The sequence below is a fragment of the Amycolatopsis sp. NPDC049252 genome, from assembly GCF_043197175.1.
Lineage (GTDB): Bacteria > Actinomycetota > Actinomycetes > Mycobacteriales > Pseudonocardiaceae > Amycolatopsis.
Window position 1 is genome coordinate 318,015 of record NZ_JBICSQ010000001.1, and the last position, 25,731, is coordinate 343,745.

The window sequence follows — 25,731 nt, forward strand, 5'->3', positions numbered from 1 at the left end:
TTCCTTACGCCAGGAGAGTCCGCGGCGACGGGTCGTCGAGCAGCGCGGTGATGAGGTGCCGGTCCGGCCAGCGCCCGGTCGCCCAGGCGAACGCGCGGGCCAGGCCCTCCGACGTGTCGGCCGCGTGCAGCCGGTCGTCGGACCACCACTGGACGTCGTGCTCGGTGACCTGGATCGACACGGTCAGCGGGTCGTGCACCAGCACACCGCCGTCGGGCAGCGGGATCCCGAGCTGGTCGGCGACGAGCTTGAGCGCGGGCAGCTCGGCCCACGGCGCGTACTCGCCCTCGGTGATGACCTCGGCGGGGGTGGTGCTGGCCAGCGGCAGGTCGAGCAGGTCCGCCAGCCTGTCCGGCTCCTCGGGCGCGACGACGTACTGGTCCGGTTCGAGCGCCCCGGCGAACCACGGCACGTCCAGGACGACCGCGTCTTCGACAACGGAGCCGTCCGCGGCCCGGACGGCGTCCGGGGCGGCCGGCTGGAACCCGGACTCGACGACGGCGTCGTAGGCGCGCGTGATCAGGCCGGGTGAGATCGTGCGATCCGGGTCGCCGAGCCGGCGCAGGACGTCGCTCGCCTCGTCCACTGTGGACAGCGTGAGATCCCTGCGCACACCGGCGGTTTTGAGGAGGTCCTCGGTGAGGCCGACGTCGGGGACCTCGTCGTAGAGCCCGGCGAGGTCCGCGTCCGGCAGCCGCCACTCGTTCGGCGCCAGGCCGCCGAGCACGGCGTACTGCGCGATCCACCAGGCCGCGTGCCCGCCGGGCAGGCGCAGGGCGTGCCACGTCTCGGGCCGCGCCGCGAGCAGGCGCAGCGCCGCGGGCCACGAGTCGTCGGCGACGAGGTCGAGGTCCCTGATCGCGACCAGGGTCGACGGCGGCTCGGTCCGCGCGTCCCACCAGGCTTCCTCGTCCGGGAGGTCGTGGTCGGGTTCGTGCGGCTCGTCGTCCTGCACCAGCGCGAACGAGTCGAGCACGCCGACGGCCTTCAGCGTCTCGGACGGCCAGTCCTCGGCGAAGTCCTCGTCGAGGACGTCGAGCGTGCCGTCCTCCTCGAAGACCTCTTCGTCGAAGATGTCGATGAGGGGCGAGTTCGGCAGGACGAGTTCGTCCGCGCGACGCCAGGTGTCGGTGGCGGGCAACGCGAGCGCGCCGGTCCACTGTGGAGCATCGTCACCGCAGTCGGCGATGAGCCGGAGGACCGCACCGGCGAGGGTCGTTCCGTCCAAACCGGACCGCACGTCCTCGACGCTGCGCTCGACGGCGTCACGCAACTGGTCGGCGTTGAGCAGCTCCCGCGCGTCGGCGTGCTTGGCACCCAAGCGTTCCAGCAACGGGTGCGACGCCGCGGGGTGCACGAGCCGCAGCCCCGGAATGTCCACATCGGACAACAACTCGAGCAGCTCGGCCGAGCCGTCGACGAGCAGGCTCCCCCGCGCGCCGGGCAGCGTACGCCCGTCGGAGAGCGGCACGGGCAGGCCGTCGAGCCTGCTTGCGGCAAGCGCATGGGACTCGAAGGCGATGTTCAGTGCTTTGTAGACATCCCGCCACCAGCCGGGTTCCCGGCTGGTTCCGGTGAGCGTCTCCAGCACCTCTTCGATGCTGATCACTTGCACCGCAACGGCTTTGAGCACGTTCGGGGCGTCGTCGAGCAGGCCGGGAAAGACGTCCGTCAGCAACGCAGGCAGGCCGGGCACGTCGACGTCGAGCACTCGCGCCTGCCGACCGGACACCTCGCGGCCGTCCTGAGTGGACAACCACGGCTCGTTGGACAGGACCGTCAGGACGTCTTCACGCAGCTGCGCGTCCACTGTGGACTTCGGGAACCCCGGTACGGGCACCAGCGCGAACCGGTGCTCCGGCGGCAGCCGCCGGACGAGTTCGACGTACTCCCCGGCGGCCTTCTCCAGCGCCTGCTTCAGTTCCGGCCCGGGCAGCGCCCGGCGTCGCGACGGTTCGACCGGCACGGGCGCAAGCAACCGGGCGGGCAACGACAGCCCGTCGTCGGTCGGGGTCGGTGCGCGGAGAACGTCTTCCTCAAGCGGAATCGGGGTGCCGTCCGCGTCGACCGGGACAGCCCAGACGACGTCACCGCGATGAGTCAGCCACCGGGTTTCCGTGGCCGGCCCCCGAATCTCGACCACGTCCTGATCTGCGGTGCGAGTCCAAACGCGACCGTCCACATCGAACTCGGCGAGCCACGGCAGAGCGAGCAGAAGGTCGCCGACGTCCTTGCTCAGCTCGCCAAGAAGAGCTTGCCCGTCGACGTCGTCCCGCAACGGCAGGCGAACCTCGGTGTCAAAACCTTCTGGGACAACGGTTTCAGTCGGCCACGGCAGGCGCAGTACAGGTACGTCACCCGCGATCCCAGCGGCTTCCCGGGTGCGATCGGCGGAGAAGACGACACCGCCGGTGGTGCTCAGCACCTGAGGCTCGTCGGAAACCGTACGCACAGCGGCAAACCCGACCCCGAACCGGCCGACAGTGTCGCCGGTCTTCCCCGACGCCCGCAACGACGCGAGGGAAGCAACCCCACGAGCGTCGAGCGGAGCACCGGTGTTGGCAAACCGAAGCTGACCGTCCACAAGCGACGCTTTGACGCGCCCGGGCACACCGGCAGCCATGGCGGCGTCGGCGGCGTTCTGAGCGAGCTCGACGAAGAGCCGATCCCGATAGGCCCCGACGCGCAGGTCGCGTTCGACGTTGGTGTCCTCGGTGAGCCGGGTGGGCGAGTCCTGCCAGGAGCGCAGGGTCGCGTCCCGAAGCCGCGCGGTGCCGAAGGGATCGCACGGCTCAGGCGCCGGCTCCGTCACTGTTCGCTGCGGTGATCGGTCTCGGTGGCGTCTTCGGCCGTTGCTTCGGCCGAATCGGCACTCGCGGGCTGCTTCGGCTCGGTCACCACCGCATAGGTCAGTTCGCCCTGAACAGGCTCGGCCTCGGACCGCAGCTCGGCAGTCTCGGTGACAACGGAGTCGGTCAGCACAGCTTCCGGCACCTCGACCTCGTCACCGGCCGCGGCCGACCCGACAGCCGGATCGGTCGCCTCGGCCTCGGACGAGACCGTCTCGGCGGTCACCACGGAAAGCTCGGCCGCACCGGCCTCACCCACCGTGGTTTCCCGAGCTTCGGGGGTCGAGGCGGGCAACTCGGCAACATCAACCCGCTCCTCTTCGGCTGCAGAGCCGGCGACGGCGGCCTCGTCAGCCGCCTGCGGCTCGGTCTCTTCGCGCCGGGTCGACTCCGAACCCTCGCCCACAGCCTCCGACGAGTCGGCGACCACGGGTCCGGCCACCTCCGGCGAAACCGGCCCAGCGGACTGCTCGTCGACCACACCGGTCACTTCGCGCTGGGTCGGCTCCGAAGCCTCGCCCACTGCTTCCGGCGAAACCGGCTCAGCGGACTGTTCCTCGACCACATCGGCATCTTCGCGCTGGGTCGACTCCAAACCCTCGCCCACAGCCTCCGGCGAGTCGGCGACCACGGATTCGGCCACCACCTCCGGCGAAACCGGCTCGACGACCGCTTGGGGCTCAGCCGCGAAGGTCCGGCTTTCCGGCGAAACGGCTTCGGTCTGCTCGGCAACGGCACCCTGCTCAGTCCCGGAGCTCCCCAGCGGCTCAGCATCGGTCGCCGCGGACGGGATCGTCTCAGCCACCAACGGCTCGGCCTCAGGCACAACCGACCGGGACCCGGCAGACGCCTCGGCCCAGCTTGGCTCCGAAACCGCTGGCTCGGCTTCCGCCGCCACCGGCTCAGCCACAATCGAGTCGCTCTCGGCTGCCACCGAGCCACTCTCGGCGGTCACCGGGTCAACCTCGGGCCCGGCCTCAGCCACTGCCGAATCGCGCTCGGCTGCCACCGAGCCAGACTCAGCCGCCACCGGGACAACCTCAGCCGACTCGGCCCCCGCCGTCGACTCAGCCACCGTTGAATCGCCTTCGGCTGCCACCGAGCCAGACTCAGCGGTCACCTGGACGACCTCAGTCGGCTCGGCTTCCGCCGCCACCGGCTCAGCCACAATCGAGTCAGCCACCGACCCAGCGGCACCGGATTCGGTCTCGCCCGTCGCCGGGACAACCTCACCCGGCTCGCCTTCCGCCGCCGCCCGCTCAGCCACAATCGAGTCAGCCACCGATCCAGCGGCAGCGGATTCGGTCTCGCCCGTCGCCGGGACGACCTCAGTCGGCTCGGCTTCCGCCGTCACCGGCTCAGCCACGACTGAGTCAGCCCCGGCGGTCACCGGAGCGGCCTCCGCTTCCGGTGTCGCCGTCGTTGCTGACTCGGCAGCCGCCACCGGCTCGGCAGCCGCCGCCGTCGCGTCCGGCTCGGCGACCTTGGCTTCCTCGGTCTGCGGCTCGGCCGCCAGTTCCGGCTCGACCTCCGCCGGTGACAGGTCCGACTCCGCCAGAGCCGTCTCGGACTCGGCGGCCGGGGACTCCACCGCTTCCGTGGCCTCCACCACGGCGACCGCCTCGACCTCGGCCACCGTCGGAGGCGCCACCGTGCCGGAGACGTCGGAGGCAGCAGGCGCGGGAGCGGCAGGCGCCGGCTCGGGCTCAACCGGCGCCGGGTCGAAGTCCAGCAAGGAGTCGTCGTAGACCAGCTCGGCCACCGGGATCGAGGAGGTCACCTCGACCTCCACCTCGGAGTGCGCTCCGCAGCCGTACTCGACGTCGACCACGTGGCCGTCCGCCGGGGCGATGTCGTTCGTGCACACTCCGAAGCCGCCGCGCAGGGAGCCCGCCAGCGGGACGAAGAAACCGCACGTTCCGCAGACCCCCGGCGCCGAGCGGGCCATGTCCGACCGCGGGCCGAACTCGCCGCTGTGCCAGCGGGTGGCCGCGTCTTCGCGGCCGTAGCGGGACAGGACGTGGATGCGGCCCAGGCCCGTCTCGCGCGCCACCTCCTCCACCGCCGGGTCGTCCGACTGGAGGTACGCCGGGGCGAGGCGGGGGTCGTTGGCGTCCGTCGGGAAGATGTCGCCGACGCCCAGGTCACCCGCCCGGACCCGGCGCTCCCACGGGACCCACGCCGGCGCGATCCGCGCCTCCGGGCCGGGCACCAGGACGACCTCGCTCACCGTCACCGGCTCGTCGTCGCCCGCCAGGGCGACCGTCACCGACCAGCGCCAGCCGCGATAACCGGGCACCTGGGCTTCGAACAGATGACTCGCCGAGACCGCGTCCTCCCGGCCGACGCCGACGTGGGCACCGATCTGCTCCTCGGGCGCTTCCTCCAGCACCGCGGCACGCGCGAAACCCACCGCTTCGGCGAGTTTGCGCTGCACGGAGCCGTCGTCCAGGGTCAGCAGCAGAGTCATGCGGCCAATTGTGCCGCACGCACCCGCGGCGCCCGTGCCAGGCTGTTCAACGTGCGCACGCCGATCATCACCACGCTGCTGCTGGCCGCCGCGCTCGGCGGCTGTGCCAACGCCCCCGGCACCCCGCCGGGAGCGGAACAACTGACCGTCCAGGTGGTCTCGACGCTGCCGCACGACCCCGCCGCGTTCACCGAAGGCCTCGAGTTCGCGGGCGGCACACTCTACGAGAGCACCGGCCTGTCCGGCCAGTCGCAGCTGACCGCGGGGCCGCCCGGCGGACCACCCACGACGACGGCCACGCTGCCGGCGCCGCTGTTCGGCGAGGGCGTCACCGTCCTCGGCCCGACGCTCTGGCAGCTCACCTGGCAGGACGGCTTCGCGATCGAACGCGACACGAAGACCCTCGCCGAGCTGCGGCAGGTGCCGTTCCAGGGTGAGGGCTGGGGTCTGTGCCACCAGGACAGCGGACGGCTGGTGATGAGCAACGGCTCGTCGGCGCTGACCTTCCGCGACCCGAAGACCTTCGCCGTCACCGGCAGCGTCGACGTCGGCCGTGATCAGCTCAACGAGCTGGAGTGCGTCGGCGGCGACGTCTACGCAAACGTTTGGCACACCGACACCATTCTGCGGATCGACGCCGCCAACGGGCACGTCACCGGAACGATCGACGCAGGTCAGCTTCGTGCGCAGGCCAAAGTGACCGACCCGGAGGCCGTGCTCAACGGAATCGCCGCCGTGCCGGGCACCGATGAATTCCTGCTCACCGGCAAGCAGTGGCAGGTCACGTTCCGGGTGAGGTTCGTCCCGCAACACCCCTAAAGCACGGATGAGCAGGCGGCGCGGCCCCCGGGTAAGGCAGGATTGGTCACGTGGCACTCTTCGGCTCCCGCTCCGACTCCGACGGCACTCGCGGCCGGCCGGGTCAGCAGCGCGGCCGGAAGAGCAAACGGCGCTGGACGCCGGAGCCCGGCGCGGCGCAGGCCCGGTCCTGGCAGGAGGCCGCGCCCACCCGGGTCGACCGCCCGGCCCCGACTCGCGTCGAACGGCCCGTCCCGCCGTCACCGCCGCGGCAGGAACAGCCCCGCTACGAGCCGCCCAGGCGCGAGCCGCCGCGCGCCGGGTTCGTCCCCGACGCGAACGAGGCCCCGACCGCCGCCGCGCCGACCAGGCACCAGCCACCGCCGCCGCGCGGCGCCCGGCCGTACCCGCCGGCCCACGACCCGAACCGCACCGAGCCGGTCCGGCGCGATCCCAGTGGCTTCTACCAGGGGGAACGGCGTCCCGGCAGCGGCGAATACGAGCACTACGACACCGGTGGCTACGCGGGTGAGCCGCGTCCGCCGGAGCCCGAACCCCTGCCGCCGCGTGAGGAACCGCGCACCCCGGGTGGCACGCCGAAGCTGCCGAAGAAGATCACCGTCACGCGGGTGGCGGCGATGCGCAGCCGGCAGCTGACCGGCCAGGCCGTCGGCGCCTTCCAGCGCGCGACGAAGGCCGACGGCGCCGAAAAGTCCGGCCTCACCTCGCTGACCTACGCCGTGATGCTGAACTACGCCAGCGACGCGGCGATGGCGATCGCGCTGGCCAACACCCTGTTCTTCGCCGCGACCAGCGGCGAGAGCAAGGGCAAGGTGGCGCTCTACCTGCTCATCACGATCGCGCCGTTCGCGCTGGTCGCGCCGGTGATCGGGCCGGCGCTCGACAAGGTGCAGCGCGGCCGGCGGCTGGCGATGTGCGCGTCGTCGATCGGCCAGGGCCTGATGGCCGTCGTGATGGCGCTGCACTTCGACGACTGGCTGCTCTACCCGGCCGCGCTCGGGATGATGGTGCTCTCGAAGTCGTTCACCGTGCTCAAGGCCGCGGTGACACCCCGGGTGCTGCCGTCCGAGATCACGCTGTCCAAGACGAACGCGCGGCTGACGACGTTCGGCCTGGTCGCCGCCGGTGTGTTCGGCGCGGTGGCCAGCGGCATCAACGCGATCTCCGGCTCCGCGGGCGCGCTGTGGTTCACCGCGCTGATCTGCGTCGCCGCGGCCGTGCAGTCGATGCGGATCCCGGCCTGGGTCGAGGCGACCGAGGGTGAGGTCCCGACGTCGCTTTCGGCGCACCCGACCGAGAAGAAACGACGGCAGCCGCTGGGGCGCCACATCGTCGTCGCGCTGTGGGGCAACGGCTCGGTGCGCGTGCTCACCGGCTTCCTGATGATGTTCGCCGCGTTCGCGGTGAAGGCCCAGACCGAGGGCACCGGGCACAGCCCGTTCATGCAGCTCCTGCTGCTGGGGATCATCGGCGCCGCGGCCGGGGCCGGCGGGTTCCTCGGCAACGCGCTGGGCTCGCGGCTGAGCTTCGGCAGCCCGGACCAGGTGATCGTCGGCTGCGTGGCGGGCTGCGTGCTCGCCGCGCTGGTGGCGACGCTGCTGCCCGGCCTGGCGACGGCGGCCATCGTCGGCCTGGTCGGCGCGACGGCCAGCGCACTGGCGAAGATCAGCCTCGACGCCGTGATCCAGGAGGACCTGCCCGAGGAGTCGCGCGCGTCGGCGTTCGGCCGCTCGGAGACCGTGCTGCAGCTGGCCTGGTGCTTCGGCGGCGCGGTCGGGCTGCTGCTGCCGCCGACCTACTGGATCGGCTTCATGGTGATCACGATCCTGCTGGCGGTCGGGATGACCCAGACGTACCTGGTGCGCCGCGGCGGCTCGCTCGTGCCGGGCCTCGGCGGCGACCGCCCGCTGCGCCCCGAGCCGACCGGCAGCTTCCCCGCCCAGGGCGTGCCCGGGGACCCGAGGGCCCGCCGGTAGGCTCCGGCCCATGCGACGTTCCCGGGTGGTGGCCCTGCTTGCGGCCGGTGGGTTCGCGGTGCTGACCGGCTGTTCGGCACCCGGCCCGGCCGAGGTCACCTTCTACGCCGACGGCCACACGATCACCACCACGCCGGTGCTCACCTGCGACTACTCGCAGCAGCTCGCGCAGCCGTGCAGCGCCAAGGGCTCGGCACGGACGCTGAAGGTCCGGCCGGGCAAGCCGGTGCAGATCTCGGTGCCCGGCGAGGTCGCCGGGGCGCCGTGGCAGATCGTCTACGAGTACGTCACGCCGCAGGGTGAGTTCAAGCAGAGCGACCCGATCCCGTTCACGTCGCTGGACCGCTACGCCTACACGGTCACCCCGCCGACACCCGCCGACCGCATCTCGGCGGTCGACGTGCAGAAGTACACGGCCGTGCTCAACGCGGGCACCGGCGAATCGGGCCTGCTGCCCAGCGACGTCTGGGGACTGCGGCTGGACCAGCCGCAAGCCTGACGGCGGTTTAGGGGTCGAGGTCCCGGGCGACGGCGCGCATGATCTCGCCGATCTGCTTGGTGTTCTTCTTGTCCGGGTAGCGGTTGCGCCGCAGGTCCGGCTGCACCTTCAGCTCGATCAGCTTGATCATGTCCTCGATCAGGCCGTGCAGCTCCTCGGCCGGGCGACGGCGCGCCTCGGCGACGGACGGCGGCGGGTCGAGCAGCCGGACGGAGAGCGCCTGCGGCCCGCGGCGGCCGTCGGCGACGCCGAACTCGAGCCGCTGCCCGGCCTTGAGCCCCTCGACGCCCTGCGGCAGCGCGGCCTTGCGGATGTAGACGTCGGCGCCACCATCGTCCTGCGTGACGAAGCCGAACCCCTTCTCCACGTCGTACCACTTGACCTTGCCGGTCGGCACTTCCCTCACCAGTCCTTCTGCTGTCCCGCTCACGACGAACGCGCCCGGTGGGCGTACCCAGGGCGCGCTTCTGGAAGCGTATCTCGCCACATGCCCTGGGGAGAAGTCGATACCGGCGGATACCCTCTGCTTCATGACGACCGCGACAAAGGAGGCCGCCGTGGCCGCCCCCGGTAAACCGTTCCTCATGCGGATCGGCATCGGCCTCTTCGGCCTCGGCATGCTCGCCGTCCTGACGGTGTTCATCATGTTCGCCGCCGGTCTGGAGAACCTGCCGATCTGGCTCTCGGCCGGCGCCGGGATCATCACGCCGCTGGGTCTGCTCCTCGGCCTGATCGCCCTGGTCCGGGAAGCGCGCGCCAAGAGCTAAGGCACGGCCGCGAAAGTCCGTTCGAACCAGTCCGGGAACTCCGTCAGGGACTCGAACACCACGTCCGCGCCTTCGCTGAGCAGCAGGGCGCGGTCACACGGACCTGTCGTGACGCCCACCGCGACCGCCCGGGCGGCGAGCGCGCCGCGGACGTCACCGGCGTGATCTCCGACATACACCCGCGCGTCGTGCGCCAGGAGCGCCTCGGCCTTCCGCGTGGACCACAGCTCGCCGACGACCTCGTCGACGTCCAGGCCGAGCGCGTCCACGTGCAGCTGCGCGTTGGGGCCGTACTTGCCGGTGACGACGAGCGTGCGCCCGCCCGCGGCCCGGACCGCGCGCAGCGACTCGACCGCGCCCGGCAGCGCGACCGTGCTCGGCACGACCATGTCCGGGTACAGCGCGCGGAACCGGTCGACGAGCCCGGGGATGCGTTCCTCGGGCGCCTCGAAGCCGCGCAGGATGTCGTCGAGGGGCGGGCCGAGGTTGGCCGCGAACGCGTCGCCGTCCAGCGGCAGGCCGGACTCGGCGCCGAGCGCGTTCATCGCCGCGGCCATGCCCGGCCGCGCGTCGATCAGAGTCATGTCGAGGTCGAAGCCCACCGTGATGCCCACACCTGCACCGTATCTGCCACCACCGACGGATTTACACGTAGACCGATCATGTACAGCGTCTTGACAGCGGAGCGATCTGTGTCAAGGTGAGGGTGTGACCAGCTTCACTGACCGGACCAGGGCGTCCCTCCGCGAAGCGCTGCTCGACGCCGCCGGCGACCTGCTCCCGGACCGGGGTTACGCCGCGCTGCGGATGGCCGACGTCGCGGCGAAGGCCGGCGTCAGCAGGCAGACCGTCTACAACGAGTTCGGCAACAAGGCGGCGCTGGCCCAGGCGGTGGCGCTGCGGACCGCGGCGGAGTTCCTCGACGGGATCCGGCAGCGGTTCGAGACGGCGGGCGGCCTGCTGGCCGGCATCCACTGCGCCGTCGTCTACACGATCGAGCACGCCCGGGAGAACCGCCTGGTCGCGGCGGCGCTCGGCACCGAAGCGGGTGAGGACCTGCTGCCGCTGCTGACGACCAAGGGCGAGCCGATCCTGACCGCGGCCGCCGAACTGGCCGCCGAGCAGTACCGCGAGCTGGAACCGGGACTCACCGCCGCATCGGCCGCCCTGCTCGCCGAGACCGTCGTGCGGCTTTCACTGTCGCACCTGGTGCTTCCCACGCACTCCGCGGCGGAGGCGGCCGACGCCGTCACCGCCGTGCTGGCTCCCGCCATCCGCCATTTCGTCCACCATTCGTCCACAATGGAGTGACACGATGACCGACACGCTCGCCGAACTGCGGACCGGCTTCTCCTCGCTGCGCAAGGGCGGCCTGAACTGGGACTCGTTCCCGCTGCGGCTGTTCGCCAAGGGCAACAAGAAGTTCTGGAACCCGGCGGACATCGACTTCAGCCACGAACGCGAAGGCTGGGACACCCTCAACCCGGAGCAGCAGCGAAGCACGACGTACCTGGTCGCCCAGTTCATCGCCGGCGAAGAAGCCGTCACCGAGGACATCCAGCCGTTCATGCGGGCGATGTCGTCGACCGGCCGGTTCGGCGACGAGATGTACCTGACGCAGTTCTGCTTCGAGGAGGCCAAGCACACGGAAGTGTTCCGGCGCTGGATGGACGCCGTCGGGCTGACCGAGGACCTGCACCCGTACGTCGCGGAGAACCCGCACTACCGCAAGCTGTTCTACGAGGAGCTGCCACAGTCGTTGCGGGCGCTGGAAGACGATCCGAGCCCGCTCAACCAGATCCGCGCGAGCGTGACGTACAACCACGTCATCGAAGGCAGCCTCGCGCTGACCGGCTACTACTCGTGGCAGCTGATCTGCACCCAGCACGACATCCTGCCGGGCATGCAGGAACTGGTCCGCCGCATCGGCGACGACGAGCGCCGGCACATGGCTTGGGGCACGTTCACCTGCCGCCGCCACGTCGCCGCGGACGACTCGCTGTGGGACGCCGTGCAGCAGCGGATGGGCGAGCTGCTTCCCCACGCGCTCAACATGATCCAGTGGGTGCAGGACCAGTTCGAGGAAGTGCCGTTCGACAACGACCCGGAGGAGATCATCCGGTACGCGGCCGACCGGGCACAGCGGCGCCTGGGCGCGATCGAGTCGGCGCGCGGCATGCCGGTGGAGCAGATCGACCTGGACTACTCGCCGGAGCAGCTGGAGGACACGTTCGGCGAAGAGGACGAGAAGGCGATCGCGGAGGCCGCGGCCGCCGTCTCCTGAGGCGCTTTGCCGTGAGGGGCACCATCTGTCCTTGAGGGTGCCCCTCACGGCTTTCAGGCGTGCTTCGCCGAAGCCGCGGCTTCCAAGCCCAGCAACGTGATCGACTTCTCCCGCATCTCGACCTTGCGGACCTTGCCCGTCACCGTCATCGGGAACTCCTCGACGACGTGCACGTACCGCGGGACCTTGTAGCGCGCCAGCTTGCCTTCGCAGAACTCGCGCACCTTCTCCGCCGTCAACGGCTCCGCGCCTTCGCGCATGCGGACCCACGCCATCAGCTCTTCGCCGTACTTCTCGTCCGGGACGCCGACGACCTGCGCGTCGAGGATGTCCGGGTGCGTGTAGAGGAACTCCTCGATCTCGCGCGGGTACAGGTTTTCCCCGCCGCGGATGACCATGTCCTTGATGCGGCCGGTGATGTTGACGTAGCCGTCGTCGTCCATCACCGCCAGGTCGCCGGTGTGCATCCAGCGGGCCGCGTCGATCGCCTCGGCCGTCTTGTCCGGCTGCTCCCAGTACCCGAGCATCACCGAATACCCGCGCGTGCACAGCTCGCCCGGCTCACCGCGCGGCACCGTCAGCCCGGTCTCCGGGTCGACGACCTTCACCTCCAGGTGCGGCCCGACCCGCCCGACCGTCGACACGCGGCGCTCGACCGAGTCGTCCGCGCGCGTCTGCGTGGACACCGGGGACGTCTCGGTCATGCCGTAGCAGATCGACACCTCGGTCATGCCCATCCGGTCGATGACCTGCTTCATCACCTCGACCGGGCACGGCGAGCCGGCCATGATCCCGGTCCGCAGCGACGACAGGTCGAAGCTCGCGAAGTCGGGGTGGTTCAGCTCGGCGATGAACATCGTCGGCACGCCGTAGAGCGACGTGCACTGCTCGGCCGCCACGGCCTCGAGGGTCGCCTTCGGGTCGAACGCCGGGGCCGGGATGACCATGCAGGCGCCGTGGCTGGTGCACGCCAGGTTGCCCATCACCATGCCGAAGCAGTGGTAGAAGGGCACCGGGATGCATACCTTGTCGGCTTCGGTGTAGTTGCACAGCTCGCCGACGAAGTAGCCGTTGTTGAGGATGTTGTGGTGGCTGAGGGTGGCGCCCTTGGGGAAGCCGGTCGTGCCCGAGGTGTACTGGATGTTGATCGGGTCGTCGGCCGAGAGGGCGGCCTGCTTCTCAACCAGCGAAGCCGGGTCGCCCTGCCAGCCGGCGTCCATCAGCGCCTGCCAGCTCTCGCCGCCGAGCAGCACGACGTGCTCCAGCCGCGCGCACTTCTCCCGCACCTCGTCGACCATCGCGGGGTAGTCGGACGTCTTGAACTTGTCCGAGGCGACCAGCAGCTTCACGCTGGCCTGGTTGAGCACGTACTCCAGTTCGTGCGAGCGGTACGCGGGGTTGATGTTCACCAGGATCGCGCCGATCTTGGCCGTCGCGTACTGCAGGAACGTCCACTCGGCACGGTTCGGCGACCAGATACCGACCCGGTCGCCCTTGCCGACGCCCTGCGCGAGCAGCCCCAGCGCCAGGGCGTTCACCTCGGCGGCCAGCTCGCGGTAGGTCCACCGGCGCCCGGCGTACCGGTCGACCAGCGCGTCACGGTCGCCGTGCGCCGCCACCGTCCGGTCGAAGTTGTCGCCGATGGTGTCCCCGAGCAGCGGGGCCTCCGAGATCCCCGAACCGTAACTCGGCAGGGCGGGCGCGTCAGGCATGGTGGCTCCCTTGGACGTCTTCGTCGGGCCAGGTGAGTCTATGAACCGAACGCCTCCGTCGCGACTGCTCGGGGCCGTTTCGAGATCCGGCCGCTGGTAGCATCCGGACGGACTTCGAGGGGGCGATCGATGGCCGGCCAGGGGTTTCGCGACGAGCTGACCCAGTTGCTGCAAGCTCGGTACCCGCTGCTGGTCGTCGAGACGCACGAAGAGCAGCGGGTCGTGCGGGAGATCCGCGCGGTCGCGGAGGACGGCGCCCGGCTGCGCACGCCGCGCCGGGTGTACGTCTGGTCGTCGACCACCGGGCTGGCCCCGGCGGGTGGTCCGCCGATCGCCGACACCCGCAGCGCGTCGGCCGCGCTCGAGCGGGTCTACGGCTGGAGCGAGCCCGCCGTCTTCGTCTTCGCCGACCTGCACCCGTCGCTGGTTTCCGAGGGCGGGCACCGGCCCGATCCGGAGGTCGTGCGGCGGCTGCGTGAGCTCGCGTCCGCGTTCAAGACCCGCCCGGTGCCGCTGAGCCTGATCCTGGTGTCGCCGTCGCTGCCCGTGCCGCCCGAGCTGGAGCACGACGCCACCGTCGTCGACTTCCCGCTGCCCGACCCGCGCCAGATCGGCGAGCTGCTGGACGGCATGGTCGCCGCGCACCGCCAGCACGTCCGGATCAGCATCGACCGCGACGACCGGGACATGATCGTCGCCGCCGCGCGCGGGCTGACGTTGCCGGAGGCCGAAAACGCCTTCGCCAGGGCCCTGGTCGAGGGCGGCGGCCTCGACCCCAGCGACCTGGAGCTGATCCTCGCCGAGAAGCGCCAGGCCGTCCGCCGGTCCGGGATGCTCGACATCGTGCCGGCGGAGACCGGGTTCGACGCCGTCGGCGGGCTGGACCGGCTCAAGCGCTGGCTGACCAAGCGCACCGGCACCTGGACGCCCGCCGCGTCGGCGTACAACCTGGCCGCGCCGAAGGGCCTGCTGTTGTCCGGGGTCCCGGGCTGCGGCAAGAGCCTCTCCGCGGTGTGCGTCGCGAACATGTGGCGGCTGCCGTTGCTGCGCCTCGACCTCGGCCGCGTCTTCGCCGGGCTGGTCGGCTCCAGCGAAAAGAACATGCGCACGGTCATCCGCACCGCCGAGGGCATCGCGCCCTGCGTGCTCTGGGTCGACGAGATCGAGAAGGGCCTCGCGGGCGCGGGCGGCGGCGGTGACGGCGGCACCGCGCGACGCGTGTTCGGCACGTTCCTGTCCTGGATGCAGGAGAAGACGGCGCCGGTGTTCGTGATGGCGACGGCGAACCAGGTCGACTCGCTGCCGCCCGAATTCCTCCGCAAGGGCCGGTTCGACGAGATCTTCTTCGTCGACCTGCCCTCGACGCCGGAACGCGCCGCGATCTGGCGGATCCACCTGAACAAGCGCGTCACGGACGATTTCGTGCGCAGCGAACTGAAGGTCGACGACGCGCTGTACGCCGAGCTCGCCGACGTCAGCGCGGGCTACAGCGGCGCGGAGATCGAGCAGGCCGTGCTGTCCGGGCTCGTCGACGCGTTCGCCGAGAAGCGCCCGCTGCGCCGCGACGACCTGGTGCGGGCGGTGAAGTCGACGGTGCCGCTGTCGGTCACCCAGGCCGACGAGATCCTGGCCATCCGGCAGTGGGCGGAGACCCGCGCGGTGGCCGCCACGGACAACGACACCGTCGCCGCGGCCGTCGCTCCCGAGCCGCTGCCACGACCGGAACCATCGAGGGGAAGGGCGATCGACGTATGACGCACCGGGTGACCGTGACCATCGCCAAGGACGGCTCGATCAGTGCGGAGACGCACGGCGTGACCGGCTCGAAGTGCCTCGACTACATCCCGCTGCTGGAGGACCTGCTCGGCGCCGAGACGGAGACGTCGGAGTTCACCGAGGACTACCGGCGCACGTCCGCGCAGGCGGAGAACACGGCTTCGCAGCAGCAGACGCAATGGAACTCCTGAACCTGCACCGGATCGTCGACGTCACCGCCGCCGAAGGGCCCGGCCTGCGGTGCGCGGTGTGGACGCAGGGCTGCTCGGTGCGCTGCCCCGGCTGCTTCAACCCGCAGACGTGGACGACCCGTGGCGGCACGCTGTTGCCTTGGCAGGAGCTGGTTTCGCGTGTCCTGGCTGTCGAGGGCATCGAAGGCGTCACGCTGCTCGGCGGAGAGCCGTTCGACCAGCCGGAACCCTTGGGCGCGTTCGCTTCCGCGGTGCGCTCGGAAGGGCTGTCCGTGATGACGTTCACCGGCCACGTCCTCGAAGACCTACCGCCGTCGGCGCTGCTCGATGCGACGGACCTGCTGGTGGACGGGCCGTTTCTGGCCGACCGGCCGGAGCCCACGCGGCCGTGGGTCGGCTCGGTCAACCAGCGGTTCCACTTCCTGACCGACCGGTACGACGAGTCGATCTTCGCCACCCCGAACCGCCTGGAACTGACGATCGCCCCGGACGGTGCGATCGAGCTGAACGGGTTCGCCACCACCGAAGTCCTGGAAGCGCTGCTCGAAGGGGATCACCGATGAGCGTCACGCTCAAGCTGCGCAGCGAAGCGCTGGCCCAGCTCAACGCCGCCACCATCGCCGCGCACACGCAGGCGCAACCCGGCGTCGTCGTCGTGCGGACCCGGATGCGGCACCGCGACCTGCTGGCCCGTGCGCTGTCCGGGCTGCGCGCCCAGGTCACCGACGACGGCACCTCCGTCGTCGGCGCGTGGGAGGGCCGGCGGATCGCGTTCGGCTACGGCCCGGACGGCGTCCAGGTGGCACACGTCGACGGCCCCGGCCTGACGCCCGCCGAGGCCGAGCGGCTCGTGCTGTCCGTCGACGAGGCGTACGGCGCGGAGGTGCAGCGGGCGGTGCTCACGCGGCTGAAGGAGCGCGCGGCACAGTCCGGTATGCGCGTCGAGTCCGAGCGGACCAACGCCGACCAGTCGATCAGCGTCACCCTGGCCGCCACGTCGTGACCGAGGTCAGGGTCGGGCTGATCGAGTTCGGCAAGGCGCTCAACGCCAGCGTCACCCTGCCCGGCCTCGGTGAGCTGCCCGGCGGCCAGGTGAGCGCGGGTCGGGCGGCCCGCGGCGCCCGCGCGCGGCTGAAGCGGGCCGACCGGATCCTCGCGGACAACCTGCGCCTCGGGATCATGGTGCGGAAGAAGTTCTTCTCCAGCGACGTCGAGCCGGTGACCGACGCCGGGTTCCTGAAGGACGTCTTCGTCGCGGTCGGACGCACCGACCTCGGCCCCGGCGACGCGCTGGAGCTGTACACGGACGACACGGTCGGGCCGGACACCAGCCGTTTCCTCGGTACCGCCGCGGTGCTCGCCCCGGCGTACGACCAGCTGACCGGCTTCCACGTACAGGTGCGCTTGGAGCGTGGCGTGCTGCGTTTCGGCGCGTTGACCGGGCTGTTCCGCGGCGGCCGTCCGGTCGGCCAGCCGATGCGGGTGCTGGGTCTGTTCGGCCCGGCCGGACCGTTGCCGGAGTTGCCGGCCGGGCAACCGGGCACGGTGCTGCTCGGCTTCCAGTGCGACGTCCCGCCGATGGCCGGCGACGCGCTGACGGCGTACGAGGAGCCGTCTCACGACCACCTGGAACGCCGGGAGGGCACCGCGCACGTCCACGGCGTCACGGACCTGGGCAACGGCTCGGTCGTGGCCGCCGTCGAGGTGCCGGACGGGCGGACGAACAACCTGCTGACGGTCGGCACCAGGGCCCGGCTGCTGCGCCCGGTGGGCACGACGTTCAACGAGCGCAGCACGGTGATCGCGACCGACCTGCGGATCCTGTCGGTGGCCCGGGGCGGCGTCGCGATGCGGACAGCGGCCGGGACGGGCGTGTTCACCCTAGGGCTGGCGACGCGCGACGTGCGGCAGAACGACATCGTCGAGACGTACGTCCCGGTTGATGCGCCGGTGCTGGCGCCGCCGCCTGCTGTTGTTTCGGCTCCGCCGCCTGTTCCTCCGGTTGATGTCAACGCGGCCGCGGGCCCGGAGCTGGCGCGCCTGCAGGGAATGACTCCCGAGCGGGTGAACCAGGCACTGGAGCTGCGCCGGCGTCAGGGCGGCTTCCCGGACGTGGAGGCGTTCGGCGTCGCGGTGGGCCTGCAGCCACACGAGATAGTCCGGCTGCGGGGGCGCGCGACGGCCAGCCAGGTACCGCAGCGCGAGACGGGCGTGCGGCAGCTGGACATCTGAGCGCCCGGTGCCGGTTCCGCTACGCTCGGCACTGTGCCGGAGGAATTCGCCCTGGGGCTGAACGAGGTCGACGTCGCGGTCCGGCGAACCGGTCTCCCGGCGAGCTGGCACCCGTTCGAGATCCGCAGCGCCGGCCACACCCTGGAGGAACACGACCGCCTGGCGGCCGCGTCCTGGGAGTCCCTGCGGGCGCGAGGCCTGGCGGGCCCGGACAAGCTGGACATCGAGGTCGAGCAGACCCTGAGGTCGTGGACCCAGCCGGAGGTCCTGATCATCGTCCGAGCGGCGGAGCTGGCGGACGGACGGCAGGTGCTTTACCGAGCGACGATCGGCCACGGCCTGGGCGTCTTTTCGGAACTTGCGGGTGAAGAAGTCCTGTTTGCCCAGAGCCGTCCAGATCGCCTGGTCGACCTGGTGGTCGGCATGCTGCCGAGCTACCCGCCGGTGCCCCTGGCGGAGCTGACGTTCGTCCGCGGCCCGTCGATGGCCCGCCGCGATCTCGACGCGGCCGCCGCGTTCTCCGCCTGGCCGCTGCACCGGTACGGCACGTTCGAGCTGTCGGTCCGGCACGGTCAAGGTGCCCTGCACCCGGTCGGGACGGCCACTTTCGTCGACAACGACGGCGGCCGTTTCCTCATGTTCACCGACCCGCTCCCCGGCGGCGAGGAGCGGTTGCGGTTCATCCCTTCGGATGGTTCTCACCTGCGCACCTGGCTCCACGAGGCGCGTGGCGCGAGCCACTGACACCGGCCCTTCGTCACTAGTACAGTGCAGAGGGACCACGCTGGGTGGTCCCAGGACGACGGGGAGGGCGTCATGGGCGGCTCACAGTTCGGCGCACCGGGAACGTTCACACCCCCACCAGCGGCGGCCGGCGACGCCGGTTCGAACTTCCTCTCAGGCCTGGTCGACGGCCCAGTGGATTCCGAGGCCGCCAAGCGGGTCTCGGAAGGCGGCCACAACCTCAAGTCGCTGGCCGAGGGCGGCCACTTCGCGGTCAACGAAGAGGGCTTCCAGGCCTACATCAAGGCATGCGACTTCTTCCTCGACGGCTACAACCGGATGATCCACGAGGTCTACATTTTGGGTAACCCGGCCAAAATGGGCAGCAGCGAATACGCCAAAGCTGTCGCCGACTTCAACGTGAAGGTGGCCGACGGCGACGAGGAGTCGCTGATCCCCAACCTCATCCGGATGCGTGATGGCGTCCAGCAGGCTCGTGAAGCGATGGTCATCGCTCGCAAGAATTACCGCGAAACCGAGGACACCCACAGCATGACGTTCGCCGAACTCAACAAGGGGCTGCAGGCGTAGTGACCGTACGACGCACTTCGGTCGCGACCGCCGCGCTGATCCTCACCCTCGGCTTGACCGCATGCACGAGCCAGGTCGGCGGCCAAGCGAACCCCAGCCAGTCTGGCTCGGGAACCTCCGCGCCCACCTCGGGCAGCGCAGCCGGCGATCCGGGCAACCCTTTCGCCGGACTGAGCCCGTGCACGGTTCTCGACCAGGTCTTGACCGGGCAAGGTTTCCCCAAGGCCGCTCCGACGATCGCGGACGCGAAAGATACTTGTGGCGCTTCCAAGGACACTTCCGGCAACACGCCGGGGGTGACCGTTGGGCTCTCCTTGCAAGCCGGAGGCAACTACAAGGACAACGTCACCAACCCCGAGCAAGCGAGTGACGGGAACGTCAACGGGCGCCCAGCAGTCGAGGAGCGCGAACCCCAGCACTCGCCGGGGCAATGCGCGATCCGGTTCCAAGTCAAGCAGGACTCACGGGCCTTGCTGGTGATCAGCTCCGGATCGGACACCGCGACCGCCTGCAAGCAGGTCGAGGAAATCGCCGCGAAGGTCGAGCCACTACTGCCGAAGAACTGAGACGGAGACCTGTCATGAGTCAGCCGCACCGGGCGCAGCATCGCCAGTCCGAGGGTGACTACTACGCGTCCACCGAACAGAAGCTCCAAGGCCACGGCGGAGACGGCCAGCGACTGACCGAGAAGGCCGCGTCGGACTACTCGGTCGCGCAGGGAAAGCTCCTGCAGCAAGGCCAGAACCTGCGGGGCGACGCACCGGCCCCCGGCGAGAACTACGCGAACAGCCCTCACGAGGTGCTGTACGACATGGTGCACAAAGACCTCGACATTGAGGGCATCAACGACCGCAGCAAGGTCGCGAACGTCTACGGCAACTGGCTGGCTGACGCCTCGAACCAGTTCCGTGACGCCGCCACGGCGGCCGGCGGGCAGTGGCAGGGACCGGCGGCCGACCAGGCGAACACGTTCTTCCAGAGCACAGCCGGTCATACCGAGGAGACCGGCAACGCGATGCAGCTGGCGTCGAACCATTACTCCCAGCAGTCAGCCGCGGCGCATTACGCCAAGACGAACATGCCCGAGCCCACTGGGTTCAACCAGCAAGCCGAGATGGACAAGGCGAAGCAGCAGTACAACTCGGGCGATCTGGTCGGCATGAGCAACACGATGAACGGCGTCGCCGCGAAGCAGCAGCAGGCCGATGCCGCGCACCAGCAGGCCGTGCAGGTTCTGCAGGGCCTCGACGGCACCTACCACGAGACCGCCAGCACCCAGCCGACCTACTCGCCGCCGCCTCAGCTGGGGGCCAGCGACGGCACCACCGCCAGCGGGTTCCACGGCACCAGCAGCACCAGCTTCACCGGCACCCCCACCCTCGGCGGCACCGGCGGAACCGGTGGGACGGGCGGCTTCAGCGGGGTCGGCGGTACCGGCGGGACCAGCGGCGGCTTCCCCGGCACCACACCTCCGGCGACGACGCCGCCCAGCACCTTCGTGGGGCCGGGGACCGCCAGCGGGACCGGGAACATCGGCGGCTTCGGCGGCGGCAACACCGGGTTCCGCGGGGCTCCGGCGCCCAGCGCCTTTCCGCGAATGGGGCCCGACGGGCTCGCCATCCCTCCGGGCGGTGCGCCCGGGGCCGGCGGTGCCGGTGGGGACATCACGCGGGGCAAGTCCGGTGTCGGGCGGGCCGGTAGTGGCTTTGCCGGGTCGCGGGTTTCCGGTGGCGGGGCCACCGGCGGGCCGAAGGAAACCGCGGGTGAGGGCGGCAAAACCGGCACCAAGGGCACCGGCGAACGGCTTGAGCGCGGGGCTACCGCGGCCGCCGCGGCGAAGGGCAAAGGGGGAGCCGCCGCGGGGCCGGCCGGTGCCGGCAAGAAGAAGGAAGACGACAAGGAACACAAGAACAAGATCCAACTCGAGGAAGACCTCTTCGACCTCAAGCCGGAACGCGGGCCGGACGGCGAGAAGATCGTGCGGCCGACCATCGGCGAGCCCTGACCCCAAGGACCCTTAAGGGGTTGCCCTGGTCCCGCGAGAAAAGCGTCACCACCACCAGGGCAAAAGGCCTGGATACAGTGGAAGCATGCGCTTCTTCATCGTCGACGCCTTCACCGACCGGGCCTTCGCCGGGAACTCCGCCGGGGTCGTGCTCCTCGACGCGCCCGCCGAGCCGGCCTGGATGCAGGCGGTCGCCGCGGAGATGCGGCACTCCGAGACCGCCTTCGTGGTCACCACAGGCGAGGGCCCGAAGTCGTTGCGGTGGTTCACCCCAGCGGCCGAAGTCGCGCTGTGCGGGCACGCCACCGTCGCCACCACGCACGTCCTCGGCGGTGAGCAGGTCTACACCACCCTCAGCGGTGAGCTGCGCGCGAAAGCCGCCGACGGCTGGGTCGAGCTGGACTTCCCCTCCGACCCGCCCGCCGACACCGACGACGACCTGTCCGCGATCCTCCCCGGCGTCGAGATCGAACGCACCGGTCGCGGGGTCGACAACCTCTTCGCCGTCCTCCCGGACGCCAAGGCGGTCCGGACCCTCGAGCCCCGTCTCGACGAGCTGAAGGCCACCTGGAAGGGCCGGTTGCTGGTCACCGCCGCGGGGGACGTCGACGGCGTCGACTACGTCAGCCGGTTCTTCGGGCCCGGCGTCGGTGTCGACGAAGACCCCGTCACCGGCTCGGCGCACTGCATCCTGTCGCCCTACTGGTCCGGGCGACTGAACAAGACCGAGCTCACCGGTGAGCAGGCGTCGGCGCGCGGCGGGATCGTCCGGACGCGCCAGGACGGCGACCGGGTCCACCTGTCCGGCCAGGCCGTGACCGTCGTGAGCGGGGAGCTGCACGTCTGATGCGTACGCTGCTGAACATCATCTGGCTCGTGCTGTGTGGCTTCTGGATGGCGTTGGGTTACCTGGTCGCGGGCGTGATCTGCTGCATCCTGATCATCACGATCCCGTTCGGGCTCGCGTCGTTCCGGATCGCGCGCTACGCGCTCTGGCCGTTCGGCCGCACGGTGGTCGACCGCCGTGACGCGGGCGCGCCGTCGTTCCTCGGCAACGTCATCTGGTTCCTCTTCGCCGGGCTGTGGCTGGCGATCGGGCACGTCTTCACGGGCATCGCGCTGTGCGTCACGATCATCGGCATCCCGCTGGGCGTGGCGAACTTCAAGATGATCCCGGTGTCCCTGATGCCGCTCGGCAAGGAGATCGTCGAGCTCCCCTGATCACGGCTCCGGCTCGTACGGCAGCGGCACCACCAGGCACGGGCCGCCGACGAACAGGCCGCCGTCCACGCCCAGCGCCTTGCCCCCGGCGTACAGGAACGGGCCGTCGATCTGCGTCGGGTGGATGCCCAGCTGGTCGGCGATGACGCTGTGCCCGTGGACGATCCGCGACCCGCCCAGCGCGTCCATCAGCTTCTGGGCGTTTTCCTCACCTTCCGGGCCGCGGAACGCGTAGCGCGTCGTCATCCGGCGCCAGACGTCCCACCACGACTCGATGTCCGACCCGGTGAGGATCTCGCGGGCGGACTCGTTGATCGCCTCGACCGAATCCCCCCAGTCGAGGTACTCCAGCGTGTCCGAGTGCAGGAGCAGGTGATCGGCGGCCAGCGCGGCGAGCGGGCGCGCGGCCAGCCACTCGATGTGCTCCGGGGTCAGCCGGTCCTGGTCGGAAAGCAGGCCACCGTTGATCTCCCAGCTGCGGGCGAAGCTGCGCGGTCCGAAGTCGGACGGCACGGGCTCGTCGCCGAAGTGGTACATGCCGAGCGCGAGGATCTCGTGGTTGCCCAGCAGCGTCTGCACCAGGCCACCGGCGTCGGCCGCCTGCTTCTCGAGCTGCATCACCAGGTCGATCGCGCCGACCCCGTCCGGGCCGCGGTCGACGAAGTCACCGAGGAACCACAGCTGGTCCTCGCCCCCTGACCAGTTGTCTTCGTCGTCCACCAACCCCTCGGCGCGCAGAGCATCGGCCAGTTCATCCCGGTGGCCGTGCACGTCGCCGACAACGTACGTGGAGTTGCTCATCCGCTGACGATAAGCCCTGCTTCCGTTTCGACGTCGATCAGCCTTCGCCGAACGGGTCCGCGGTTCGCCCGATCAGGTCGGCGATGGAGTCGATCACCAGGGTCGGCCGGTACGGATAGCGTTCGGCCGACTCCCGGGTGGATATGCCGGTGAGCACCAGAATCGTCTGCAGGCCGGCTTCGATGCCCGAATGCACGTCGGTGTCCATCCGGTCGCCGATCATCAGCGTCGACTCCGAATGCGCACCCAATCGGCGCAGCGCCGAGCGCATCATCAGCGGGTTCGGCTTGCCGACGTAGTACGGCGAGCGCCCGGTGGCCTTCTCGATCAGCGCCGCGACGGAACCGGTGGCGGGCATCGAGCCCTCGACGCTCGGGCCGGTCGCGTCCGGGTTGGTCGCGATGAACTTCGCGCCGCCCTCGATCAGCCGGATCGCCCGCGTGATGGCGCTGAAGCTGTACGTGCGGGTCTCGCCGAGGACGACGTAGTCCGGGTCGCGCTCGGTCAGGACGTACCCGACCTCGTGCAGCGCCGTGGTCAGGCCCGCTTCACCGATGACGTACGCCGAACCGTTCGGCCGCTGCGACGAGAGGAACTTCGCCGTCGCCAGCGCCGAGGTCCAGATCGACTCCTCGGGGATGTCGAGCCCGGTGCGCTCCAGCCGGGCCCGCAGGTCGCGCGGGGTGTAGATCGAGTTGTTCGTCAGCACCAGGAAGTCGATGCCGTTCGACTTCAGCTCGGCGAGGAACTCGTCCGCCCCGGGAACGAGGTGCTCCTCCTTCACCAGGACGCCGTCCATGTCGGAGAGATACGTCCACCGGCGCTCATCCATGGGCGAAACCTATCACGCGCGCGAGACACCTGCGTTCTTCACCGAAAAGCGATACAGTGGGAATTGCGGGTATCGCGAGGGGAGTCGCGTGCCCGGCACACGAGGGGGTTCGGGGGAATTACTTCGCACGTCGCCGGCGGAAACGTCGTGGCGCAATTCGTCCTGCCCCCGCACAGCGAGGGGGAGAAAACGCATGACCGAAATCATCGAGCGCCCGGCGACGACCGGGCCGATCACCGCGCCGAACTGGGGTCTCACCAAGTTCCTCGACCCGCTGCGCGTTCCGCCGGCGCTCCGGCCGCATTCCTGGGGCCACGACGTGATCACCATTCCGCTGGTCGTGAAGCACCAGCGGTTGCACTCACAATTGCCACCGAGCACGTTGTGGACGTACGCGGGCCATTTCCCGGGTCCGACAATCGAGGTGCGCACCGGCAAACAACTGCGGATTTCGTGGTCGAACGAAATCGACGGCGAGTTTCCGCTCGTCGCCGTTCAGGGCCCGGTGACGGACGCGCCGGCCAGCCGCCCGGGCCGTGAGCTGGACCGCCCGGGCTACTCGGTCATCGAGGGGGTCGCCGACCTGCCGTCGTGGACGGTGGTGCACCTGCACGGCGCACGCACCAACGCCGGCAACGACGGCTGGGCGCACAACGCCGGCCTCAAGGGCACTTCGCAGCTGACCGAGTACCAGAACGTCCAGCCCGCGATGCCGCTCTGGTACCACGACCACGCCATGGCGATCACGCGCTTCAACGTCCACACGGGCCTCGCCGGGATGTACCTGATCCGCGACGACGAGGAGGACGCGCTCGACCTGCCGCACGGCGACCACGAGATCCCGCTGATCATCACCGACCGCAACCTGGACACCGACCCGGCGACCGGCGCGCTCACCGGGCAGCTGCTGTTCAAGGTCCCGGTGGTGCCGAACGGCCCGATGATCCCGTTCACCGGCCCGTTCAACCTGGTCAACGGCGTGATCTGGCCGCACCTGGACGTCGAGGCGCGGTGGTACCGCTTCCGGCTGCTCAACGCGGCCAACTCGCGGTTCTACACGCTCAACCTGGTCGACGAGGACAACCAGCCGGTGAACGACGCCGTCCGCCTGATCGGCACCGACGGCGGCCTGCTGCCCGCGCCCGCGGCGCTGCCCGCGGCCGGCCTGACCGTGGCCCCGGCCGAGCGCTTCGACGTGCTGATCGACTTCAGCAGCTTCAAGGGCCGCGGGCTCAAGCTGCGCAACGCCGACCCGCGGCTCGGCACGGTCGAGCCGGACCTGATGGAGTTCCGCGTCGACGCCCGCGCGAAGCACGACCCGTTCCGGCTGCCGGAGAAGATCTCGACGTCCTACACGCGGCTGGTGCACGGCTCGACGCTGCCGGAGGACCACGACCACGTCTGGGTCGCGCTGCTGCTCAACACCGAGGGCCACCCGGAGATGTGGGACCTCGAGGAGCTGGACACCCCCGACCCCGGCGGTGAGGGGATCATCCAGCTGCAGGACCCGGCCGGGCCGCTGCGGACGTTCCGGATGATCGGGAAGACGTTCGACGACACCACCGGCATCTTCATCGACCACGACCGGTGGGCGGTGTGGAACATCCTGCACGTCGCGAACGGCGGGCCGGCACACCCGATCCACATCCACCTGACGGAGTTCCAGGCGCTCTTCCGCCGGGCCTTCACCACGACGTTCGACCAGGCGTCGGCGCGGACGACCGCGCCGCTCACCGGGTTCACCGACGTCGCGCTGGAGAAGTACGAAGAGGGCTGGAAGGACACGATCATCGTGAACCCCGGCCAGTGGGTGAGCGTGGCCGGGCGGTTCGGCGGCGGCACCGGCGAGTTCATGTACCACTGCCACATCCTCGACCACGAGGACGAAGGCATGATGCGGCCGTTCGTCGTGCACCCGCCGGAGGTGGCGAAGTTCGACGTCCACCCGGGCGGCGGCCACCACCACGACGGCTGAGCGGCCGG

General features: G+C 70.4%; 24 protein-coding genes and 1 pseudogene. 18 read left to right on the top strand and 7 right to left on the bottom strand.

The window, feature by feature from the left end; all coding sequences use genetic code 11:
- Positions 1-4 precede the first annotated feature (4 nt).
- Positions 5-2,812, bottom strand: a complete 2,808-nt coding sequence (locus ACGFMK_RS01605; protein WP_392756776.1) for a sacsin N-terminal ATP-binding-like domain-containing protein — start codon at positions 2,810-2,812, stop codon at positions 5-7.
- Positions 2,809-5,319, bottom strand: a complete 2,511-nt coding sequence (locus ACGFMK_RS01610) for a DUF3027 domain-containing protein (protein ID WP_392756778.1) — start codon at positions 5,317-5,319, stop codon at positions 2,809-2,811. Before ACGFMK_RS01610 ends, ACGFMK_RS01605 begins: the two co-directional genes overlap by 4 nt.
- A 51-nt stretch (positions 5,320-5,370) precedes the next feature.
- Between ACGFMK_RS01610 and ACGFMK_RS01615 the strand changes: the two genes are divergently transcribed.
- The 3 genes from ACGFMK_RS01615 to ACGFMK_RS01625 are packed head-to-tail and all read left to right on the top strand — an operon-like array spanning position 5,371 to position 8,613.
- Complete coding sequence (locus tag ACGFMK_RS01615) at positions 5,371-6,138, top strand: glutaminyl-peptide cyclotransferase (RefSeq protein WP_392756780.1); 768 nt, start codon at positions 5,371-5,373, stop codon at positions 6,136-6,138.
- A 50-nt stretch (positions 6,139-6,188) separates the two neighbouring features.
- Complete coding sequence (locus ACGFMK_RS01620; protein WP_392756782.1) at positions 6,189-8,114, top strand: MFS transporter; 1,926 nt, start codon at positions 6,189-6,191, stop codon at positions 8,112-8,114.
- Positions 8,115-8,124: 10 nt separating this feature from the next.
- The gene (locus ACGFMK_RS01625) at positions 8,125-8,613 is read left to right on the top strand and encodes a DUF2771 family protein (protein ID WP_392756784.1); all 489 of its coding nucleotides are present in this window, start codon (positions 8,125-8,127) and stop codon (positions 8,611-8,613) included.
- Between the two features lie 7 nt (positions 8,614-8,620).
- Here ACGFMK_RS01625 and ACGFMK_RS01630 read toward each other — a convergent pair whose 3' ends face one another.
- A complete protein-coding gene (locus ACGFMK_RS01630) occupies positions 8,621-9,010 on the bottom strand; it encodes a cold-shock protein (protein ID WP_323325665.1) in 390 nt (129 codons plus the stop codon).
- A gap of 133 nt (positions 9,011-9,143) precedes the next feature.
- Here ACGFMK_RS01630 and ACGFMK_RS01635 point away from each other — a divergent pair, with 133 nt between their 5' ends.
- On the top strand, positions 9,144-9,380 hold the full coding sequence (locus tag ACGFMK_RS01635; RefSeq protein WP_392756786.1) for a hypothetical protein: 237 nt from the start codon (positions 9,144-9,146) through the stop codon (positions 9,378-9,380).
- On the opposite strand, the pseudogene ACGFMK_RS01640 reads toward ACGFMK_RS01635, so the two are convergent.
- Positions 9,380-9,994 (bottom strand): annotated as a pseudogene (locus ACGFMK_RS01640) (HAD family hydrolase); the annotation flags it as partial. The gene ACGFMK_RS01635 and the pseudogene ACGFMK_RS01640 overlap by 1 nt on opposite strands.
- A gap of 94 nt (positions 9,995-10,088) precedes the next feature.
- On the opposite strand from ACGFMK_RS01640, the gene ACGFMK_RS01645 reads away from it, so the two are divergent.
- Complete coding sequence (locus ACGFMK_RS01645) at positions 10,089-10,691, top strand: TetR family transcriptional regulator (RefSeq protein WP_392756788.1); 603 nt, start codon at positions 10,089-10,091, stop codon at positions 10,689-10,691.
- Positions 10,692-10,695: 4 nt separating this feature from the next.
- Positions 10,696-11,664: a R2-like ligand-binding oxidase gene (locus tag ACGFMK_RS01650; RefSeq protein WP_392756794.1), complete on the top strand. Its 969-nt coding sequence runs from the start codon at positions 10,696-10,698 to the stop codon at positions 11,662-11,664.
- 53 nt (positions 11,665-11,717) lie between these two features.
- On the opposite strand, the gene ACGFMK_RS01655 is transcribed toward ACGFMK_RS01650, so the two are convergent.
- Positions 11,718-13,376 (bottom strand): AMP-binding protein, encoded by a 1,659-nt coding sequence (locus ACGFMK_RS01655; RefSeq protein ID WP_392756798.1) that lies wholly within the window; start codon positions 13,374-13,376, stop codon positions 11,718-11,720.
- Positions 13,377-13,505: 129 nt separating this feature from the next.
- On the opposite strand from ACGFMK_RS01655, the gene ACGFMK_RS01660 reads away from it, so the two are divergent.
- From ACGFMK_RS01660 to ACGFMK_RS01710, 11 genes are all read left to right on the top strand, one after another.
- A complete protein-coding gene (locus ACGFMK_RS01660) occupies positions 13,506-15,131 on the top strand; it encodes an AAA family ATPase (RefSeq protein WP_392756801.1) in 1,626 nt (541 codons plus the stop codon).
- Positions 15,132-15,139: 8 nt separating this feature from the next.
- Positions 15,140-15,343: a DUF2997 domain-containing protein gene (locus tag ACGFMK_RS01665; RefSeq protein WP_247058476.1), complete on the top strand. Its 204-nt coding sequence runs from the start codon at positions 15,140-15,142 to the stop codon at positions 15,341-15,343.
- Positions 15,331-15,906, top strand: coding sequence for a 4Fe-4S single cluster domain-containing protein (locus tag ACGFMK_RS01670; protein ID WP_392756805.1), 576 nt, complete (start codon positions 15,331-15,333; stop codon positions 15,904-15,906). Before ACGFMK_RS01665 ends, ACGFMK_RS01670 begins: the two co-directional genes overlap by 13 nt.
- Positions 15,903-16,346 (top strand): hypothetical protein, encoded by a 444-nt coding sequence (locus ACGFMK_RS01675; RefSeq protein ID WP_392756807.1) that lies wholly within the window; start codon positions 15,903-15,905, stop codon positions 16,344-16,346. Before ACGFMK_RS01670 ends, ACGFMK_RS01675 begins: the two co-directional genes overlap by 4 nt.
- Positions 16,343-17,575 carry a hypothetical protein gene (locus ACGFMK_RS01680; protein ID WP_392756810.1) on the top strand — a complete coding sequence of 411 codons (1,233 nt, stop codon included), beginning with the start codon at positions 16,343-16,345 and terminating at the stop codon, positions 17,573-17,575. The genes ACGFMK_RS01675 and ACGFMK_RS01680 overlap by 4 nt, the downstream gene beginning before the upstream one ends.
- A gap of 33 nt (positions 17,576-17,608) precedes the next feature.
- Positions 17,609-18,319 (top strand): ESX secretion-associated protein EspG, encoded by a 711-nt coding sequence (locus ACGFMK_RS01685; RefSeq protein ID WP_392756812.1) that lies wholly within the window; start codon positions 17,609-17,611, stop codon positions 18,317-18,319.
- Positions 18,320-18,391: 72 nt separating this feature from the next.
- Positions 18,392-18,889 carry a hypothetical protein gene (locus ACGFMK_RS01690; RefSeq protein ID WP_392756817.1) on the top strand — a complete coding sequence of 166 codons (498 nt, stop codon included), beginning with the start codon at positions 18,392-18,394 and terminating at the stop codon, positions 18,887-18,889.
- Entirely contained in the window at positions 18,889-19,455 is a 567-nt protein-coding gene (locus ACGFMK_RS01695; RefSeq protein ID WP_392756819.1) for a DUF3558 family protein, read from the top strand. The genes ACGFMK_RS01690 and ACGFMK_RS01695 overlap by 1 nt, the downstream gene beginning before the upstream one ends.
- A gap of 14 nt (positions 19,456-19,469) precedes the next feature.
- Entirely contained in the window at positions 19,470-20,894 is a 1,425-nt protein-coding gene (locus tag ACGFMK_RS01700) for a hypothetical protein (RefSeq protein ID WP_392756821.1), read from the top strand.
- An 85-nt stretch (positions 20,895-20,979) separates the two neighbouring features.
- Entirely contained in the window at positions 20,980-21,741 is a 762-nt protein-coding gene (locus tag ACGFMK_RS01705; protein ID WP_392756823.1) for a PhzF family phenazine biosynthesis protein, read from the top strand.
- Entirely contained in the window at positions 21,741-22,115 is a 375-nt protein-coding gene (locus tag ACGFMK_RS01710) for a YccF domain-containing protein (protein WP_392756826.1), read from the top strand. The genes ACGFMK_RS01705 and ACGFMK_RS01710 overlap by 1 nt, the downstream gene beginning before the upstream one ends.
- Here the strand turns inward: ACGFMK_RS01710 and ACGFMK_RS01715 are convergent, their stop codons facing one another.
- Positions 22,116-22,916: a metallophosphoesterase gene (locus ACGFMK_RS01715; RefSeq protein ID WP_392756830.1), complete on the bottom strand. Its 801-nt coding sequence runs from the start codon at positions 22,914-22,916 to the stop codon at positions 22,116-22,118.
- Positions 22,917-22,953: 37 nt separating this feature from the next.
- Complete coding sequence (locus tag ACGFMK_RS01720; protein ID WP_392756833.1) at positions 22,954-23,748, bottom strand: HAD-IIA family hydrolase; 795 nt, start codon at positions 23,746-23,748, stop codon at positions 22,954-22,956.
- Between the two features lie 193 nt (positions 23,749-23,941).
- Here ACGFMK_RS01720 and ACGFMK_RS01725 point away from each other — a divergent pair, with 193 nt between their 5' ends.
- On the top strand, positions 23,942-25,723 hold the full coding sequence (locus ACGFMK_RS01725; RefSeq protein ID WP_392756835.1) for a multicopper oxidase family protein: 1,782 nt from the start codon (positions 23,942-23,944) through the stop codon (positions 25,721-25,723).
- Positions 25,724-25,731 lie beyond the last annotated feature (8 nt).